This is a genomic window from Pseudomonas sp. F-14 TE3482, assembly GCF_053629455.1.
The window spans coordinates 4,668,646-4,686,088 of sequence record NZ_JBRJII010000001.1 but is presented as its reverse complement, the minus strand read 5'-3'; the positions used below and the strand labels follow the sequence as shown (position 1 = coordinate 4,686,088).

At 53.5% G+C, this 17,443-nt stretch carries 10 protein-coding genes and 3 pseudogenes; 10 read left to right on the top strand and 3 right to left on the bottom strand.

Annotated features, from left to right (window positions below; all coding sequences use genetic code 11):
- Window positions 1–178: 178 nt before the first annotated feature.
- Window positions 179–880: a glutathione S-transferase family protein gene (locus AB7M26_RS21085; protein ID WP_429386046.1), complete on the bottom strand. Its 702-nt coding sequence runs from the start codon at window positions 878–880 to the stop codon at window positions 179–181.
- 666 nt (window positions 881–1,546) lie between these two features.
- Here AB7M26_RS21085 and AB7M26_RS21080 point away from each other — a divergent pair.
- The 3 genes and pseudogenes from AB7M26_RS21080 (at window position 1,547) to AB7M26_RS21070 (ending at window position 3,651) form a co-directional block, all read left to right on the top strand.
- Window positions 1,547–1,981: a LexA family protein gene (locus tag AB7M26_RS21080; protein ID WP_429386044.1), complete on the top strand. Its 435-nt coding sequence runs from the start codon at window positions 1,547–1,549 to the stop codon at window positions 1,979–1,981.
- A pseudogene (gene umuC, locus AB7M26_RS21075) lies at window positions 1,965–3,216 on the top strand (translesion error-prone DNA polymerase V subunit UmuC). Before AB7M26_RS21080 ends, umuC begins: the two are co-directional and overlap by 17 nt.
- A 189-nt stretch (window positions 3,217–3,405) precedes the next feature.
- The gene (locus tag AB7M26_RS21070) at window positions 3,406–3,651 is read left to right on the top strand and encodes a type II toxin-antitoxin system PrlF family antitoxin (protein ID WP_429386042.1); all 246 of its coding nucleotides are present in this window, start codon (window positions 3,406–3,408) and stop codon (window positions 3,649–3,651) included.
- Between the two features lie 61 nt (window positions 3,652–3,712).
- Here the strand turns inward: AB7M26_RS21070 and AB7M26_RS21065 are convergent.
- Window positions 3,713–4,039 (bottom strand): annotated as a pseudogene (locus AB7M26_RS21065) (DUF4113 domain-containing protein); the annotation flags it as partial.
- Here AB7M26_RS21065 and tnpB point away from each other — a divergent pair.
- The 5 genes from tnpB (at window position 3,942) to AB7M26_RS21040 (ending at window position 13,853) form a co-directional block, all read left to right on the top strand.
- Window positions 3,942–4,385, top strand: coding sequence for an IS66 family insertion sequence element accessory protein TnpB (gene tnpB / locus AB7M26_RS21060; protein ID WP_429386040.1), 444 nt, complete (start codon window positions 3,942–3,944; stop codon window positions 4,383–4,385). The pseudogene AB7M26_RS21065 and the gene tnpB sit on opposite strands and share 98 nt — an antisense overlap.
- Window positions 4,386–4,417: 32 nt before the next feature.
- Window positions 4,418–5,218 (top strand): hypothetical protein, encoded by an 801-nt coding sequence (locus tag AB7M26_RS21055; RefSeq protein WP_429386038.1) that lies wholly within the window; start codon window positions 4,418–4,420, stop codon window positions 5,216–5,218.
- Window positions 5,219–5,229: 11 nt separating this feature from the next.
- The gene (locus AB7M26_RS21050) at window positions 5,230–5,703 is read left to right on the top strand and encodes a hypothetical protein (protein ID WP_429386036.1); all 474 of its coding nucleotides are present in this window, start codon (window positions 5,230–5,232) and stop codon (window positions 5,701–5,703) included.
- Between the two features lie 345 nt (window positions 5,704–6,048).
- Complete coding sequence (locus AB7M26_RS21045; RefSeq protein WP_429386034.1) at window positions 6,049–7,053, top strand: hypothetical protein; 1,005 nt, start codon at window positions 6,049–6,051, stop codon at window positions 7,051–7,053.
- A 167-nt stretch (window positions 7,054–7,220) separates the two neighbouring features.
- The gene (locus tag AB7M26_RS21040) at window positions 7,221–13,853 is read left to right on the top strand and encodes a DUF3320 domain-containing protein (RefSeq protein WP_429386032.1); all 6,633 of its coding nucleotides are present in this window, start codon (window positions 7,221–7,223) and stop codon (window positions 13,851–13,853) included.
- A gap of 167 nt (window positions 13,854–14,020) precedes the next feature.
- Here AB7M26_RS21040 and AB7M26_RS21035 read toward each other — a convergent pair.
- Window positions 14,021–14,312 (bottom strand): annotated as a pseudogene (locus tag AB7M26_RS21035) (hypothetical protein).
- Window positions 14,313–14,550: 238 nt separating this feature from the next.
- Here AB7M26_RS21035 and AB7M26_RS21030 point away from each other — a divergent pair.
- Window positions 14,551–15,819 carry a cystathionine gamma-synthase family protein gene (locus tag AB7M26_RS21030; protein WP_429388923.1) on the top strand — a complete coding sequence of 423 codons (1,269 nt, stop codon included), beginning with the start codon at window positions 14,551–14,553 and terminating at the stop codon, window positions 15,817–15,819.
- Window positions 15,820–15,955: 136 nt separating this feature from the next.
- On the top strand, window positions 15,956–17,392 hold the full coding sequence (locus AB7M26_RS21025; protein ID WP_429386031.1) for an amino acid permease: 1,437 nt from the start codon (window positions 15,956–15,958) through the stop codon (window positions 17,390–17,392).
- Window positions 17,393–17,443 lie beyond the last annotated feature (51 nt).

Below are 17,443 nucleotides of genomic sequence, written 5' to 3'. Positions count from 1 at the left end.
TGACAGGTAGATTGTCAGCGAGAGCAGTGAGTTCAATGCGAATAGGGTGCTGAGGCAGAAGCCGTTCCATCATGGTTCAGCAAGCGGCATGCCAGCCGACATTAGCGAGATCACTACGGTCACCGAGAAAGCCAGGGGATGGCGATCTCGGCGTACCGGAGTTTCCATTGAGAAGCTGTTACTGGGCTGGCGAATCCAGCTCAGGAATGCCGCTGTTGCGATCAGAGTAGGCCGCTTGGAAGCTTGGACGTTTTGTCCAGCGCTGCCAGTACGCATCTAAGAACTCAAAACGCTCGTCCAGTGGAGTGGCATTGACCGGGAATTTCGAGAAGGCGATCGCGGTTGCCAGGGTAATGTCCGAGAAGGTCGGGGCATTGCCGCCGAGCAGCCATTCGCGGCCGTCTGACAGATGACGATTGACCAGTGCAGCGTGAGCCAAAGCTTCCTTGCGGCAGTGTTCGCCCCAAGCCTCATTCTTGGTCAGTTCTAGCTTGAAGCCGAGTCCGGTGTGCAACACGTGAAACGCTGTAACGATGCGGTACAGGATGTGCACCCACACCCGGTTATCCCACATGTTATCCAGACCCTGTTCCAGTGCGGTCTCTCCCATGATCTTGCGACCGGGATACTCTTGGTCAAGATAACGAACGATGGCAGCCGTTTCGGAAATGTAGCTACCGTCAGCCAGTTGAAGGGTGGGAGTTTCGCCCCACGAGTTCATATTCAAATGACGCCAGCCACGCTGTTCTCCTACAGGGGACATGTCATAGATGGTCTCGGCAAATTGGTCAGCGATGCCTTTTTCGTACATGAACAGACGCAGACGCTGTGGGTTCGGAAAGGCCGAAGGCGAAGTGAAAAGCTGAAGTTTAGTAGTCATGGTCGATCCTACAGGTTGGTGGTTTGTCCGCCTAACTAACATTAGGTAGACAAACCTTAGCGGACGATTCGGTACGCGTCAACGCCTATCTAACGATTGTTAGGTAAAAGTTTTTTGATGGGGATTTTCTGGCTACATTGGTTCGATGGAGATGAATCGCTCGCTTCAGCGGGAAGGGCGCGCAACCTAACATCGGTCGCGAGGCTCACTCGCTTTATCCCAGCTGCGTAATTGCATGGACTTGACCACCCACGGCAATCCTCAACAAGGGCACCTTGCTCACGCCGTCGCCCTAATATGAATTCGTCAAGACGTGTCTACCGGACGGTTATCTATTTGAGTCATTTTCGATGATTATTCGACAGTCAGCTATTGGCCGATTGCTTCCTTCCGCACAGCTAGTTCCTTATCCGTAGCTGATCCAGCTCAGTTTGGATCAGTTGCATTCAGACGTCTAAAGCAATCTGGTGGACAAGTGAAACGCATTTTCGCAGCGGTCGGTTGCTCATCAAAAGCGGCTAGAAATCAGCACTCATGCCTCCTGGCCAACCTCCAAACTTTGCTCACGACGAATCCATTGGTCACAATTTCCCTCGCCCAAGATTGACCGCAAGCGCGCTTCGACGTTAACTGTATGAATATACAGTTTTGGTTAAGGCACCCTTCATGAGCGTCACCATCTTCGGCCCACTTGCTGCAGGGGGAGTTCAGCTCCCGTTTTACTCGTTCAAAGTCCCTGCAGGCTTCCCATCGCCGGCTGCGGATCACCTTGAGCAGCACATTTCCATCGACGAACTGTTGGATATCCGAGCACCGCATATTTACTTGGTACGCATCGAAGGCAGCAGCATGGAAGGTGCTGGAATCTTCGATGGTGATATGGCTGTGGTGGATCGCTCGATCACAGCTGAACACGGCCACATCGTGATTGCGGCAGTGAACTGCGAGCCGGTGTGCAAGCGCCTGTGCAAGCGAGGCTCAGACATCATCCTAATGTCTGAGAATGCAGGTTACCCCTCACGATACATCCTCGAAGGTGATGAACTGATCATCTGGGGTGTGGTGACATTCAGTGTGCGTGCCCATGATCCGAAAGCCTGATCCAGTCTTCGCCCTGATCGATTGCAACTCTTTTTACGCGAGCTGTGAGCGAGTCTTTCGTCCAGACCTAGCGAAGACGCCCATCGTGGTTTTGTCGAATAACGATGGCTGTGTAATCGCGCGCAGCGCGGACAGTAAACCCTTCGTGAAAATGGGCGAGCCGTACTTTTAGATCAAGCACAAACTCAAGCAGCACGGCATCGTGGCGTTCTCGTCGAACTATGCGTTGTACGGCGACATGAGTGAGCGCGTGATGAGTGTGATCGAGTGCTTGGTGCCAGCCGTTGAGGTCTACAGTACCGGGAGATCTCGAAGCGCTCGGGCGACGGATACGTGCGCAGGTGTATCGCAGCACAGGCATTCCGGTCGGCGTCGGTATTGCCGGTACCAAAACCCTGAGCAAACTCGCCAACCATGCAGCAAAAAAATGGCAGGCGCAGAGCGGCGGTGTCGTTGATCTACGTGACCAGGTTAAGCGTGACTGGGTGCTGAAGAAATGCTCGGTCTCAGACGTCTGGGGTGTAGGTCGGAAAATGACTCTTCACTTGGAAGGCATGGGCATCAAGTCCGCTTGGGATCTCTCCAAGACCGATCCCTGGACGCTGCGCAAAAAATTCAGCGTAGTGATTGAGAAGACGGCGCGCGAGCTCGCGGGAACGCCATGTCTTGAACTCGATAAGCCTGATCCACCTAAGCAGGAAATTTGTTGTTCTCGCATGTTTGGCAAGCGCCTCACAGAGATCGCAGCGATCAAGGAGGCGGTCGCTACCTACATGATGCGTGCGACGGAAAAGCTTCGTGCACAGCATTCACTGTGCAAGAAGATCAGGGTCAGTGTTCGCACCGGCATGTTCAATCCCGAGGAGGCAAAGTACGCCAATGGTGTTCTGGTGGAATTGCCATATCCAACGGACGATGTTCGATTGATGACCAAAGCTGCTGTGGACGCAGTGGATCGGGTGTTCCGGCCAGGGTTCAAGTACAGCAAGGCTGAGGTACTCCTGCTCGACCTTTGCCAAAAAGGTGAGTACACCGATGACCTGTTTTCAATTTCCCAGCCGGTCGCCACTGAGAAAGTCATGAGCGTGCTGGATTCCATCAATGAGCGATGGGGGAGGGGAACACTGCGCTTGGCGAGTGTGCCAACCAATCCGGATTGGGGTATGCGAAGGGAGATGATGAGCCAGAGCTTTACGACGCGGATTGATCAGCTTTGGACGGTCTACTGCAGGTGATTGGAGTTTCGACATCGACAGAGGCGGCGGGGGAATTATAAAATTATGGCTCAGCAATAATTATGGCTTAGCCATAATTTCTAATAATCCTATTTTGCCAGCCCCTGTAATCGGAACAACACGTCGTCTTCAGAACTGATGGAGGCTCTCGCGGTTGCTGCGACGTCGAACAGCAGATAAGGTTGAGTCATGAATGATCCGCGTATCCCCATCACTTCTGAGAACCGCGTTCAGAGCACGACCGCACCGGTGCTTACTGAACCGATGAAAGCTCATCCCTCCGTATCTCGAACTCTCAACCTATTGGCGGCTGACATGAATGTGCATCCGGAGCTCATTCAGGCCGTAGATACGCGTCTGGTCGATCGCATCATTGCGCTAGTCGGTCAGGTCGATGTTGACCTCAATTCACCACTCTCAGCGGAAGACGAATAATTCAGGCAGTCAATCCCGGCTCGGCTGTACGGAACTCCAAGCAGCCGGTAACGATGACCCGCTACCGTAGAATGCCGTCAGCTAGTGCTGGCCTAGTCTTAACCGTCCACAACTGATCTACCTTCGTCGTGTAGCTCTGACTCATCAGATCTCGGCGCATGGCCCAACCAGGCGCGGTTGGCACACTGGCTAATCGGACAACTCCTTTTCCCCATCGGCTGTTGATCTCATCCAGAACACTCATCACCTTGTCCGCCATCGCAGGCTGCGAATGCGCAAATAGATCGTCAGTGAATTCGCCAGGCTGCCGCAGATCCATCAGCAGAACTTCGGCCTTGCTGTACTTGAAGCCCGTTCGAAACAGACGATTGACGGCTTCGGTTGCAGCCCAACCGAAAGTGCTGCTGCCTGCGCGACCTTTCTTCGAGACCTGCTGCGATGATTCGCATCGATTCCATCTGGCTCGCCACCGAGCCTACATGCGCGCCGGTACCGAGACGGCGTTGGCCAGAGTGATCGCGGTGTTTGGTGCGGCGAAGCCGCACTGTGCTTATCTGTTCGCCAACCGCCGCGCCACTCGAATGAAAGTTCTGATGCATGACGGCTTCGGGATCTGGCTAGCTGCTCGCCGGTTGAATCAAGGCAAGTTCCACTGGCTGTGCGGTAGTAATTCGCAAACGTCAGTAGCCCGCTACGTCGGCAGACGCGTAGTCATAACACATGGGCTAGGATGATCCAATCAACTACCAATGACCAAGTGCCTGCCATGGAAAACACACCAGAGGCTAAAATTTCAGCCGATGATTCGTCCGAAGATGTCGTGACAAGAGAGTCGCTTTACGAACAGGCTTGGTCGACACCTATGACCAAAATCGGCGAACGATATGGGGTGTCTTCAAGCTACTTGGCTCGAGTTTTCACCAGCTTAAATATTCCTCGTCCCCCGGTGGGTTATTGGGCTCAAGTCGCAGCGGGAAAAGGTAAAGCTCGTCCATTATTGCCTGAGTCTCGGCCCGGAGATTTGACTATATGGAGTCGAAGTGGAGCGCCTCTTCAGGTTTCCCGGTCTTTGCCTAAGGAGCGTCAGAAAACGAGCCGAAGGGCGGCTGTAGCTCCGGCTCCACTGCCTCGAAGGCACCCACTTTTACTGAGCATCGAAGAGCACTTTAAGAAGGTTCGGGAAAGCGATAACGGATATTTGCGGCCCACAAAACGCGCCATGGCGGATTTGATTGTGAGTCGCACCGGTATTGCCCACGCTGTCGACTTTGCCAATCAATTGTATTTGGCGTTGATGAAAAAAGGCCTCGCTGTGGCGCTCAGTGATCCCGCCACACATATGAGTCGTGCGTCTGTTGATCATCGGCAGGAGGCCTCAACGAGGTACATACACCCTTCACTTTGGCAGCCGCAACGTCCTACGGTGGTTTACATCGGAACCATAGTTTTTGGTTTAACCATCTACGAGATCAGTGAGTACGTAGAGGTCAAGCACGTAGACAAGGAGTACGTTCGGCTAAGTTCGCTTCCAGCCAGCGTCGTTCTCCCTATCGTGACGGGTGGGTAATGAGTGCCGACATGCCCAGCGGCCGCCTATGCCTCCAGGTTTATTCCCCTTATTACCGAGCAGATTGGATTCACCGCTGGAGCGAGGACAAGCCTGGCGATTTGGTGAGCAAAATACCCAGCATCGTAAACCTCTTGATTGCCGAAGCCCCCGAGCTTGCCAAAAAAGTCGAAGTTGAGCGAGAGAGAAGAGAGCTCGAAAGGCAGAAGCACCAATTGGAGGTAGCTGAGTGGCAAAGAAAAGAAGAGGAAAAACGTCAACTCAAGGTTGTCCAGGATAGCCGCGACCGGCTCGAGGCTGTGATCCAGACTTGGGCAAAGGTAAACAGCATTCAGGCTTTCTTTGACGACATTGAAAGATCCGCGCATAAGTTAGGCGATGAGGAACGGAAAGTCGTTATGGAGCGGTTGGCTAAAGCGAAAGAACTGATCGGGGACTTAGACGCGTTGAAACACTTCAATGGCTGGGAGCCTCCAGCGTTTTAAGTCTATCTCCCTGCTCTGGCTTATGAACTACGCCATAATCGTTGGTGCAACTGGCAACTTCCGTACTGCAAGCCACATCCCGAGCGAAACGGCAACGTTCAGGCCTGTCACTCTACTCGTAAGCCATGTCCAGTGCTTCGATGGCCAGAGCCGCATCTGGATCGTTCGACATCGACGCATACCAGATGAATTGCCGGACGCTTATGTGCACAACCAAGTCGAGCTTGCATCATATTCGCCGGGTTCATCTCCTTTCCAAATCGAGTCTTGGTGCTAAGCTGCCATCATCATCCGAGGCTGTTCGTGGTCTGAAACCGCTCAGCCAATACTTCGAAGGAATGAAATATGGGCTGGAAAGGAACGTTGCGTTCGATGCAGGCTGCTTCACGCAAAGCTGATCGTAACGCCCAGCGTAGGCAACGTGAGCTTCAGTCTCGCCAGAAAGAATACGCCAAGATGGAAGCGCTGGAGCAGGCTGCTTACGAAGTCGAAGTGTACGAAAACCAGATTGATGTTCTGCTTTCTGTGCATAAAGAATGTGGTGAGGAGATTGACTGGCAGTCATTCGTTGAGAGGGCTGAGCCAGTAAAACCTGCTTTCGCAGGCACACGGGAAGTGCATGCGAAATCTCTCGAGCAAACCTATGCCCCTGGCTTTTTCGCACGCTTGTTCAAGCTCGAAACGCGTCAGCGTAAAAACTTGGCCATCGCCATCGAGACGGGGCGACTTCATGATGGCAAAGAGCATGAAGCCGCTGTCGCGAAATGGCGAGTCGAGCATGACTCTTGGCACCAGGAATACACCATCGCGCAAGGTGTGCTGTCTGGGATAGGCAAGGCGAAGCTTGAAGCGATCAAGCTAGTCGACCCTTTCACTGACATCTCTCATCTCGGCACATCGATCAAATTCTCGATCGGGGAAACGGGGCTCGTGGAAGCGAACCTTGGCGTTCATGGTGTTCGGGTTATTCCTGCCGAAATCAAGTCTTTGCTACAGAGCGGAAAGCTTTCAACGAAGAAGATGCCGGCAGGGAAGTACAACGAGCTTTTGCAGGACTATGTGTGTAGCTGCGTTTTGAGGGTAGGGCGCGAGCTTTTGTCGATGCTCCCTGATGACCTTGTGATCGTGACGGCGGTCGACGACGTCCTTAATTCGGCGACCGGACATATAGAAGAGTTACCCATTCTGAGTGTTGCGGTGTCCCGGCGCACGTTGGAATCATTGAACATGGACTCGATTGACCCTTCCGACTCCATGAAAAATTTTGTTCACAACACGTCCTTCAAAAAGACAGCCGGATTTCAACCTGTGAAAGCGCTGGATGCTCGACAGTTCGTCACAAACGTCTAACAGATAGACGGTATTGGTGAACCGCTTTTGCACAGGCAAATACAGCGGACTCGCCTTTGGATCCCGTTATAAGATAGTGGCCATTTCTGGCGTCTACTTGTCGCGTTGAGCCCACTATCCACGCTCCGCGTTCATGTGCGCCTCCATTAGCAGGATAGGGGAAGCACATGGACGAGGCACCGGTGATCACGGTTGACGCTGAAGTAGAGCCAATCAAAGTTGTAAGCATTCACAGTACAGTCGTTGCAAAGCTAAATCTCGCGGATTATCAAAACGCTGTTCCTGTCATTCGGGAGCTGCGAGTAATCAATGAGACAGCGATCAAGTACAACGACCTAGTGCTGACGCTGACGGCCTATCCCGAAGTTTTTAAGCCTAAAACTTGGCGCATTGACGCGCTGATTCCAAACGCGTTCATGCCTATCCCTGGTCATGACCTTGCTTTGGATGGTGCCTTGCTAGGTCGACTAACCGAAGCAGAAAACGCCACACTCACTTTCACGTTGACCGCGGCAGATCCGTCTGCTGAATCTGGTCGAGCGGAAATAGCTCGGCTGGATTTGGCATTGGAGCTGTTGCCACGCAATCACTGGGGCGGACTCTCTCATCTCCCTGATATGACTGCAGCGTTTGTTCAACCGAATGATCTTGCGGTGGAGCGGTTGCTCAAGCAGGCCGCCGATGTATTGCGCCAAAGTGAAAAAAACTCTGCTCTTGATGGGTACGCCGGTGGAGCGAAACGAGCTTGGGAGCTGACATCAGCCATTTGGGCTGCGGTCGCACGTATGAAGCTTGATTACGCGCTTCCTCCTTCCAGCTTTGAGCAAACCGGGCAAAAAGTACGTAGCCCCAGTCACGTCACCGAACATGGTCTGGCAACGTGCTTCGATCTCTCGTTGTTCTTCTGTGCGGCAATAGAGCAAGCAGGTCTTAACCCCGTCCTGGTGTTCACAAAAGGGCATTCTTTCGCCGGCGTGTGGCTCAAAGCTGAAGAGTTTTCTACGACGGTGATCGACGACATCACGGCCGTACGCAAGCGTTTAAAGCTCAAAGAACTGATGCTGTTTGAGACGACGTTTGCGACCCAGCATCCAGTGCCGCCATTCACGTATGCCACCGATCGTGGCGAACAACTGATCGCAGAAGGACAGGACGAAAACTTCGAACTGCTGTTGGATGTGCGCAGAGCACGCCTACAACGAATTAAGCCATTGGCCAGTGCCGACGTGCAGGTTTCTAAGGTGCCGACGGATGATGATCTTGCCGGTGGGTCGGAGCTATTAGTCGGTATTGCGCCGGCGCTACCTGATGAGGCGGTTACAGTCGAGATTGATGAGCGTCTGCTCGACCCAAAAGATCGTCTGGGACGGTGGCAACGCAAGTTGCTGGACTTGTCGCTTCGCAATAATTTGCTCAATTTTAAGGCCGGGAAAAAATCGCTGAAGCTTGAGTCACCTGATCCTGCGGCGCTGGAAGATATCCTGGCCAGCGGTAAGAAGCTGAAATTGCTGACACGTCCCGACCTGATGGATGGGGCTGATCCACGTGACCAGGCACTGTACGAATTACGTGAGCGAGAAGATGTTCGTCGTCTCCACGCCTTGGACGCCTTGAAACGGAATGAGGTGTTTGTCGGCCTCTCCAGCACTGAAATGGAAGCACGGCTGATCGAACTCTATCGGGGGGCTCGAACTGCCTTGCAAGAAGGGGGCTCTAACACCCTTTACCTTGCTCTGGGTTTTCTCAGCTGGGAGCGAGCGGATAAAGGCGGGCAGAAGTACCGGGCGCCGCTTGTCCTGATCCCTGTGACGCTTGAGCGCAAAAGCGCGCGCTCCGGTTTTTCGATGGTGCTGCACGACGACGAACCTAGATTCAACCCGACACTCATCGAGATGCTTCGCCAAGATTTCGAATTGAATCTTGGGTCGCTTGAAACAGAGCTTCCTCGGGATGACTCGGGCCTGGATATTGATACTATCTGGAAAGCGGTAGGTCGTGCGGTCAAGGACATCGCAGGCTGGGAAGTCGTGGAAGACGTCGTCCTGTCCATGTTCTCCTTTGCAAAATACTTGATGTGGAAAGACCTCGCTGAGAATGCCGAAGCGCTTCGTGAAAGTCCGGTCGTTCGGCATCTCCTGGATACTCCACGAGACGCTTTCCCATCCGACATTACGTTCCCCGAAGATCGTCGCCTGGATGTCGACTTCAACCCCCGAGAAGTGTTCTGTCCGTTGCCGTCTGACTCCTCGCAGCTATCCGCTGTGATGGCGGCGTCGAAAGGAAAAGACTTCGTTTTGATTGGCCCACCCGGAACCGGGAAAAGCCAGACCATTGCCAACCTCATCGCACAATCGGTGGCTCAAGGCCGACGCGTGCTTTTTGTCTCTGAAAAAATCGCAGCGTTGGATGTCGTTTACCGGCGTCTACGTGAAGTTGGCCTGGGTGAGTTCTGTCTGGAAGTCCATTCCAGCAAAGCGCGCAAAACTGATGTCCTGGCTCAGCTGCAGTCGGCCTGGGATGCGAAGGGAGTTGTGGATTCTGCGACATGGCATGCCGAAGCTGATCGTCTTCAAGCATTACGTGAGGGCTTGAACACTTACGTAGAGCGGCTGCACCAGCGATATACAAATGGGTACAGCATCTACCATGCGATTGGCGTTGTCTGCGGCGGCGCAGCCATCACGCCATTGAGCATGTCATGGTCATCGCCACATGCTCACACGCGGGAGGATATGGCTGCACTGCGGGAGCTGTCTGATCGTCTGGAAGTGAATGCACAGGCCATTGGATATGGTGCGCTATCGAGTCATCCACTGAGCCTGGTTGATCAGGGAGAGTGGTCGCCTTCATGGCAGCAACAACTGATTCAAGCTGCGCGAGAAGTACTGCCGGCCGCGCAAGCTGCAATCCGGGCCGCGGAGAAATTCAGTGCTGCTACGAGTTTACCTGTCGCGAGTCTAGTGCCTTCAGTTTGCAACGGACTTTCGCTCCTCTCGTCGACATTGCCGTTAGCGGCGGGTCATGATTGGCGGTTCGTACTGCGCCCAGACGGTCGCATGATTGCGCAGCGACTGATTGAAAGCAGCACGCTTGTAGAGAAGCATCGTGCACTTTGCCAACAACTCTCACCGGTGTGGGCCATCTCGACGGTTAATGCTGCTGAAAAAGGCCTCAGTCTTTTGGCTAGGCGCAGGGCTTTGATGTCGCAGCTCAGTCCCGCATGGCCAGTGCAGACGTTTGAGACATTGAGCCAAGCAATAGAAATGCTTGAGCGTATCGCTGAGGTCACGCAGGAGCTCTCTGTGACCTACACCGATTTCATCGAAACACTTGATGTGCGTCAGTTACTCGGGGATTGGCAAAGCGCAGAGCAGTCGTTCTGGCCCAAGTCCCTGTTGGGGACACGCAAAGTCACAAAGACTCTCTCAACAGCCGTCTCTGGTGATGCAGAGCCTGATGTGGCCAACGACCTGCACGCCTGGATTCAGATTCGTGACCTGCGCGATAAACTCGACGCGTTGGAGGTGGGGGATTACTGCGCCCAAATCTGGAACGGAGCACTATCGATCGCGCAGCATCTTAAGGCGGCTATTCAGTTACGTCAGGCAATGTTGTGTTTAGCGTCGGACGAGCCTTGGACAGATACCGGGTTTGATGTGGTCGCTGAAGGGCATTGCGGTGAGCAGTTGAAATCAGACCTTTCCCATATGCGTTCCATCGTCTTGCTTGACCAGGAGCTTGCACCTCTTCACCTGGGCGACCTCACAGAAGGATTGTGGGCTGGGCTTAACACCGCCTCTGAACCGTTGTTCGCTGCTATCGCTTTTCAAACCGGGCGTCGTCCAGTGATCGAGCACGGTGGAATTGAGGGTGATCATGACTTAGTGGCCGCCGGCCAATGCGGCAAGACCATGCAGGCAGACTTGGCGGTGCTCCAGCAACGACATCTCGTTGAAAAAGCGCTGTCAGAATTTGATGATCTGAGTGCCATTACCTCGGGGCTATGGGCGGGTATTAAAACCAAGGTAGACAAGGTCTCGGACGCGGTCGCGTTCCAGGGCAATCTGGCGTCCGCACTTGCGCAACTCGCGACAACGCCTGAGCTAGTATCTGCTTATCGCAGTGCGATACAGGTGTTGCTCGGCGACGCCAATGCACTGCTTGAACCCGAGGGCATGGTTTGCCAATCAGGTGCTGAATTGCGTCAGTGCTTTGAATTACTCCGTCAGCGAGTGGATGTGTTGGCGACAGCAGGGCACTTCTCAGAATCAGGACAAGCGGACATCCAGCAATTTACGCTGGATGCGCTGCTGCAGCATTGCGAGTCCATGGTTCGATCTGAGCCCGGTGTTCGTGCTTGGTGTGCATGGCGCAAGGTGCGTGAAGAGGCGATCGGCGCGGGGCTCTCGAGCCTTGTTCAGGCTATGGAGGGTAACCTTGTTAAAGCCGGCGAAGTCCGCCATTCATTCGAAACCAACTACGCGCGGTGGTGGCTGAACGCGGTAGTCGATAACGAACCAGTCATTCGCGGTTTTGTCAGCGTTGAGCATGAACAACGAATTCGGGATTTTAGAGCCCTGGATGATCGTTTCACTGCATTGACCCGGGACTGGCTGCGAGCGCGCCTCTGTGCAGATCTACCTAATCCGGAGACTGTCACTCGCTCTTCAGAGTGGGGCGTACTCAGGTACGAAATGGGTAAGAAGACTCGTCATTTGCCGCTTCGAGAGTTGATGTCCAAGATTCCAGATGCGTTGACGAAACTGACGCCATGCATGCTGATGAGTCCGCTGTCCATTGCCCAATACCTCACACCTGGCGCGAGTGCATTTGACCTCGTCATTTTCGACGAAGCCTCGCAAATTCCAGTGTGGGATGCAGTTGGGGCGATGGCGCGTGGTCGACAAGTTGTGATGGTCGGTGACCCTAAACAGTTACCTCCAACGTCATTCTTTGATCGCGCAGAGTCGACGGCTGATGATGAAGACGTTGAAGCTGATCTTGAAAGCATTCTGGATGAGTGCATCAGCGCGAACCTTCCAGTTCGTCATCTGAATTGGCACTACCGCAGTCGCCATGAAAGCTTGATTGCGTTCTCAAACCAACGCTATTACGAGTCCAAGCTCGTTACGTTCCCATCACCTGTGACGAACGACCGTGCCGTCAAACTGCACGAGATTGCGGGTGTCTATTCCAAAGGTGGATCAAGAACAAATCTGATCGAAGCGCGCGCAGTCGTCGCTGATGTAGTTGCTCGTCTGCGTTCGCCGGGATTCCGAGAAAGCAAACTGACCATTGGCGTGGTGACGTTTAACGGTGAGCAGCAGAAGCTTATTGAGGATCTGTTAGACGAAGCACGTCGTAACGAACCATCACTTGAGGCTTACTTTGCCGACACCGAGCTTGAGCCTCTGTTCGTGAAGAATCTTGAGAGTGTTCAGGGGGATGAGCGAGACATCATCTACTTCTCGACTACCTATGGCCGTGATGCCGCAGGCGCCTTGGCGATGAATTTCGGCCCTATTAATCGCCCTGGTGGCGAACGTCGATTAAACGTTGCGATTACAAGGGCTCGGCACGAACTCTGCGTCTTCGCCAGCTTGCAACCTGAACAAATTGATCTCACGCGGACTCAATCGATTGGTGTGCGTGACCTGAAGCACTTCCTCGAGTTTGCACAGCGAGGGCCTCGAGCACTGGCTGAGGCCGTCACCGGCAGTGTGGGTGGCTTTGATAGCCCGTTCGAGGAAGCAGTCGCGAAAGCACTCACCAGCCGTGGGTGGCAGGTGCACACTCAAGTGGGTGTGTCTGCATTCAGAATTGATTTGGGCGTGGTCGATCCCGATGCGCCAGGTCGTTACCTGGCGGGTGTGGAGTGTGATGGGGCAACCTATCACCGCAGTGCTACGGCGCGAGATCGCGACAAGTTACGTGAGCACGTATTGCGCGGGCTCGGATGGGAGATTCTACGTATTTGGTCAACGGACTGGTGGATAAATGCTGTTGGCACCGCTGATCTTATCCATGAACGTTTGACCGCATTGCTCGTGTTGAGTCGAGCTCAGCGCGCCGAGCATGAAGCCCGGGAACAGGCCGCACGCTTGCTCGTTGAAACTGCAGTGGTGGAGGTTATTGAGGTAATCGAGGAAGCCACAGATTCAGTCACTGAGCCTTTGACAGTCAGTAGTGCAAATGACGAAACAGATGCACCTCAGAATCAGCAATACGCAGCAGTCGCCGTGGCAACTCAAACGGTGAGCAGCGCCCAATTGCATTACGCCCCGACGCAGGTTTTTTACTACCGGGAGTCCGATCCTGCATCCAGTGTCCAGGAAATAGATCCGGATGCGTTTTTTGAGTCGAGTTACTCCGGCGTTTTAAGTGCACTCATCGAGCATGTGATTAGCCAAGAAGGGCCTATTCTCGATGTGAATCTTGCTCGGCGAATTGCCAGGGCTCATGGCTGGGTTCGTACGGGTTCCAAAATTCGAGAAAGAGTGTCTGCTCTGGCCCAGAGCACGCATCGTATGACGATAGATGATGTCGGGGATTTCTACTGGCCGAGCCATATTACTGACTCCTCTAATGTTGTTTGCCGGCGCCCAGAAGATGAGGCAGGTATCCGGCCGGTTGATGAGATCTGTGGCGATGAGCTAGCGTCACTCGCCCGGGAGCTTCGTTCCAAAGGCAAGGCGGGGGAGGCATTGCTGCACGCTATGGCAAGAGAGCTGGGACTACAGAAGCTGACCGCTTCCAGCCGACTGAGGCTCGAAAAAGCGAGCCACGAGCAGGAAAAATAGACTCGTTGTTAGCCCCGGGGTCATGCAGTGGTATTGTCTCTGGGGCACTGTATCGAGCGGTTATCCCTAAACATAAATGCATTGAGGTGCCGCGCTTCTCCTGTTCGTTTTTCCCCAGCTTATTTTTCTGTTGGTGAACTGGAGTTTGCGGTACTCAATGAGAGATATCACTGCGCATAAGGTGTATTGGCGACCTGACGCCTATTGAAGTCAGGACTCTCATCGTCCCACCAAACTGGCCCGCGCTCCCGGAGTGCTACCTTCGCCTTCTGCACCTTCGCCCTTGCCGCCGACAGCAGGCCATTATCACCAGAAGTCTTGCTGCCTTTACCTCACGACGTGCAGCCATCAAGTCGTTGACCAGGTGCTGTCACACATCCTCATCTAGCGATGGATTGGTGCAGGCCATAGCTGCCCTTTGACTACTAAGTAGCGACCATCAGGACTTACTGGATTCATCTCCTGCCTCTTCAAGGGCCTAAGTACGGCATGCCCAAGCTCGTGGTATCGCGCAGCTGTATTTTAGAGTGTTTCACTGAGGTGGTGCTGGTTTGACGGCCGCTTACCCGATCCTGCCATTAAAAAAAGCAGCCCTTACTCCCAAATATCATGATTTTTCACAAACATGAGCCTTCCTTATAGTCCTTCCAAGCCCACTTGGAACACGGTTGTGTTTCCCTTGATGCGAGACATTTTTATGGAAAACAAGAAACGCGCCGTCCAGGCTTCAGAGGTTGGGATGGGGACTCGAGTGGTATGGGGAGGAGAGCAAGTTCAACATCCCTACAATGCGACCCAGACCCCCATAGTGGTCAGTGCCGCCTATGGCTATGACGATATCGATAAGTGGTATGACGTGGCATTGGGAAAGGAGCCCGGCTTCATTTACAGCCGGATGAGCAATCCCACTGTCTCTGTCTTGGAAGATAAACTTTGCGAGCTGGAAAGCGCGGAGTCCGCTGTCGCTTTCAGTACCGGAATGGCCGCAATCAGCGGTGTGCTACACACCTTCCTGTCCTATGGGCAGCGTGTGATATCTACACGTGACAGCTACGGTGGTACGAACAAGATTTTTGAGGAGTTTCTTCCACGCATGGGTGTGGACGTCACCCTTTGCGATACGCTCGACACTGTGGCGCTTGAGCAGGAAATTGCTAAAGGCTGCAACGTCCTGTACCTGGAAACACCCACGAACCCAACGCTGAAAATCGTTGATATTCGGCGCCTTGTGGCCGCGGCGAAGCGAGTGGGTGCTTTGGTTGTTGCGGACAATACATTCGCGACGCCGCTGAATCAGAATCCGCTCGCTTTAGGTGTTGATGTGGTTGTGCACAGCGCGACCAAATTCCTCTCCGGTCATGGTGATGTACTCGGCGGTGTGGTGTGCGGCGCTGAGCATTTGATGTCTAAAGTTCGCCATTACCGCGAAATCAATGGTGCGTCGCTGGATCCTTTTTCGGCGTATCTGATTATCCGGGGCATCAAGACTCTGGCACTGCGTCTTCGCCAGCAACAGGCGAGCGCACAACTTTTGGCCGAGTACCTCTGCACCGAACCGCTGGTCGAGTCGGTGAACTATCCGGGGTTGCCTCAACATCCTGGTCATGACATTGCTCAATCGCAAATGAACGGGTTCGGCGCCATCGTCAGCTTCGTACTGAAAGGAGGCATGGACACCGTGACTCGTTTGCTACCGCTGCTCAGGTATGCGCATCGGGCGGGTAATTTGGGCGCTGTCGAGACCATTTATGGGCCGGCACGGACGACCAGTCATGTGGAAAATACCCTTGAAGAACGTCAGGCACTTGGCATTTCCGAAGGTTTGGTTCGAGTGTCCGTAGGTATTGAAGACTCAGCAGATTTATTGGCTGATCTAAAACAAGCCTTCGCTTTAGTGCGAAGTAAACAAGGCGATGCAAGCCTTCACGCTGACAGTGCCCAACGTTTCATTGAGGTAGAAGCCTGAATACGGGCAGGACTTTCGATATTCATCTTAAGCCCTTCATGAAGAATGAAAATAATAAAATCCAGCGACGACAAAATTGTACTGCCCAAAAGCCGGTTACAAGGTGTTTGTCCGAACATTTCATGAGAATAAAACTATGTCCACGCATATCGAAGATAATCAGCCTGATCCAAACTCGCGTTTCAAAAAGGAAATGCAAACTCGCCACATCGTGATGTTGGCACTGGGCGGTGTGATCGGTACGGGATTATTCCTTACCTCCGGTTACACGGTTAATCAGGCAGGGCCACTCGGCGCAGTGATCGCTTACATCATCGGCGCAGTGATGGTGTATTTAGTCATGGTCTGTCTCGGTGAGTTGGCTGTGCAGATGCCGGAAACCGGATCGTTCAGTAGCTACGCAACGCGATACCTGGGCCCAGGCACAGGCTATACAGTGGCCTGGCTTTATTGGCTCACATGGGCAGTAGCGATCGGTTCAGAATTTACCGCTGCGGGCATACTGATGGTTCGGTGGTTTCCTGACACACCGGTCTGGATCTGGAGTGCGCTGTTTGCCCTTGCAGTCTTCTTCAGCAATGTTGTCTCTGTCCGGTTGTTTGCGGAGACTGAATTTTGGCTTTCGCTGATTAAGGTTCTGACCGTTATCACGTTCATTGCGATCGGCGGAGCGGCAATTTTCGGCCTTTTGCAAGTACAGAGTTTGCAGGGGGCGGGACTTTCCAACTTCACACGTGAAGGGCTGTTCCCCACCGGGTTCTTACCCATTGCCATGACCCTCCTGGCGGTATCCTTCGCATTTTCCGGAACCGAGCTGATCGGAATTGCGGCAGGTGAAGCACAGGATCCACAAACTAGCGTACCCAAGGCTATCCGCACGACAGTGGTACGTTTGGCGTTGTTCTTTGTGGGGACAATTTTCGTCCTTGCGACGTTATTGCCACGGGAGCAAGCGGGGCTCATAGAAAGTCCATTCGTCATGGTGTTTGAGCTCATTGGCATCCCATACTCTGCCGATATTATGAACTTCGTCATTCTCACGGCACTGATTTCCGCCGCTAACTCGGGGTTGTATGCAGCCTCGCGCATGCTGTGGACATTGAGCGATCAAGGACATATGCCTAAGCGCTACGCCAGGCTTTCCAGTCGTGGCACACCAGTGAACGCCATCGTTCTTAGCATGGCGGGTGCAGTGGCCTCTCTGCTCAGCAGTGTGTTTGCCCCTGATACGGTTTACTTGGCTTTGGTGTCCATTTCCGGTCTGGCGGTCGTCGTCGTGTGGATGAGCATTGCTGCAAGCCAGATCGCGTTCCGTCGCCAATACGTCGCTAATGGTGGACGAGTTGAAGACCTGCATTTCCGTGTGCGCGGCTATCCATGGGTGCCTATCGGTGCACTGTTGTGTTGTCTGCTGGCCTGTGTGGGTATCGCTTTTGATCCTGAGCAGCGAGTGGCGCTTTACTTCGGTCTCCCCTTTATCGCGTGGTGTTATTTCGTCTACTGGGTCACTCGAAACAAGAGAGCAGAGCGGTTGGCTTTAGCCGCAGCTGTTCATTCCTCTGGCACCGCGTGAATTTCTCAGGCAATGATTGTGCATAGATAAAGTCCTGATGAGGTTGCGCCG

What these genes read in the sequence shown, in the direction of transcription:
- AB7M26_RS21085 (WP_429386046.1), bottom strand. Translation starts at nt 880, where the DNA reads ATGACTACTAAACTTCAGCTTTTCACTTCGCCTTCGGCCTTTCCGAAC.
- AB7M26_RS21080 (WP_429386044.1), top strand. Translation starts at nt 1,547, where the DNA reads ATGAGCGTCACCATCTTCGGCCCACTTGCTGCAGGGGGAGTTCAGCTC.
- AB7M26_RS21070 (WP_429386042.1), top strand. Translation starts at nt 3,406, where the DNA reads ATGAATGATCCGCGTATCCCCATCACTTCTGAGAACCGCGTTCAGAGC.
- AB7M26_RS21055 (WP_429386038.1), top strand. Translation starts at nt 4,418, where the DNA reads ATGGAAAACACACCAGAGGCTAAAATTTCAGCCGATGATTCGTCCGAA.
- AB7M26_RS21050 (WP_429386036.1), top strand. Translation starts at nt 5,230, where the DNA reads ATGCCCAGCGGCCGCCTATGCCTCCAGGTTTATTCCCCTTATTACCGA.
- AB7M26_RS21045 (WP_429386034.1), top strand. Translation starts at nt 6,049, where the DNA reads ATGGGCTGGAAAGGAACGTTGCGTTCGATGCAGGCTGCTTCACGCAAA.
- AB7M26_RS21040 (WP_429386032.1), top strand. Translation starts at nt 7,221, where the DNA reads ATGGACGAGGCACCGGTGATCACGGTTGACGCTGAAGTAGAGCCAATC.
- AB7M26_RS21030 (WP_429388923.1), top strand. Translation starts at nt 14,551, where the DNA reads ATGGAAAACAAGAAACGCGCCGTCCAGGCTTCAGAGGTTGGGATGGGG.
- AB7M26_RS21025 (WP_429386031.1), top strand. Translation starts at nt 15,956, where the DNA reads ATGTCCACGCATATCGAAGATAATCAGCCTGATCCAAACTCGCGTTTC.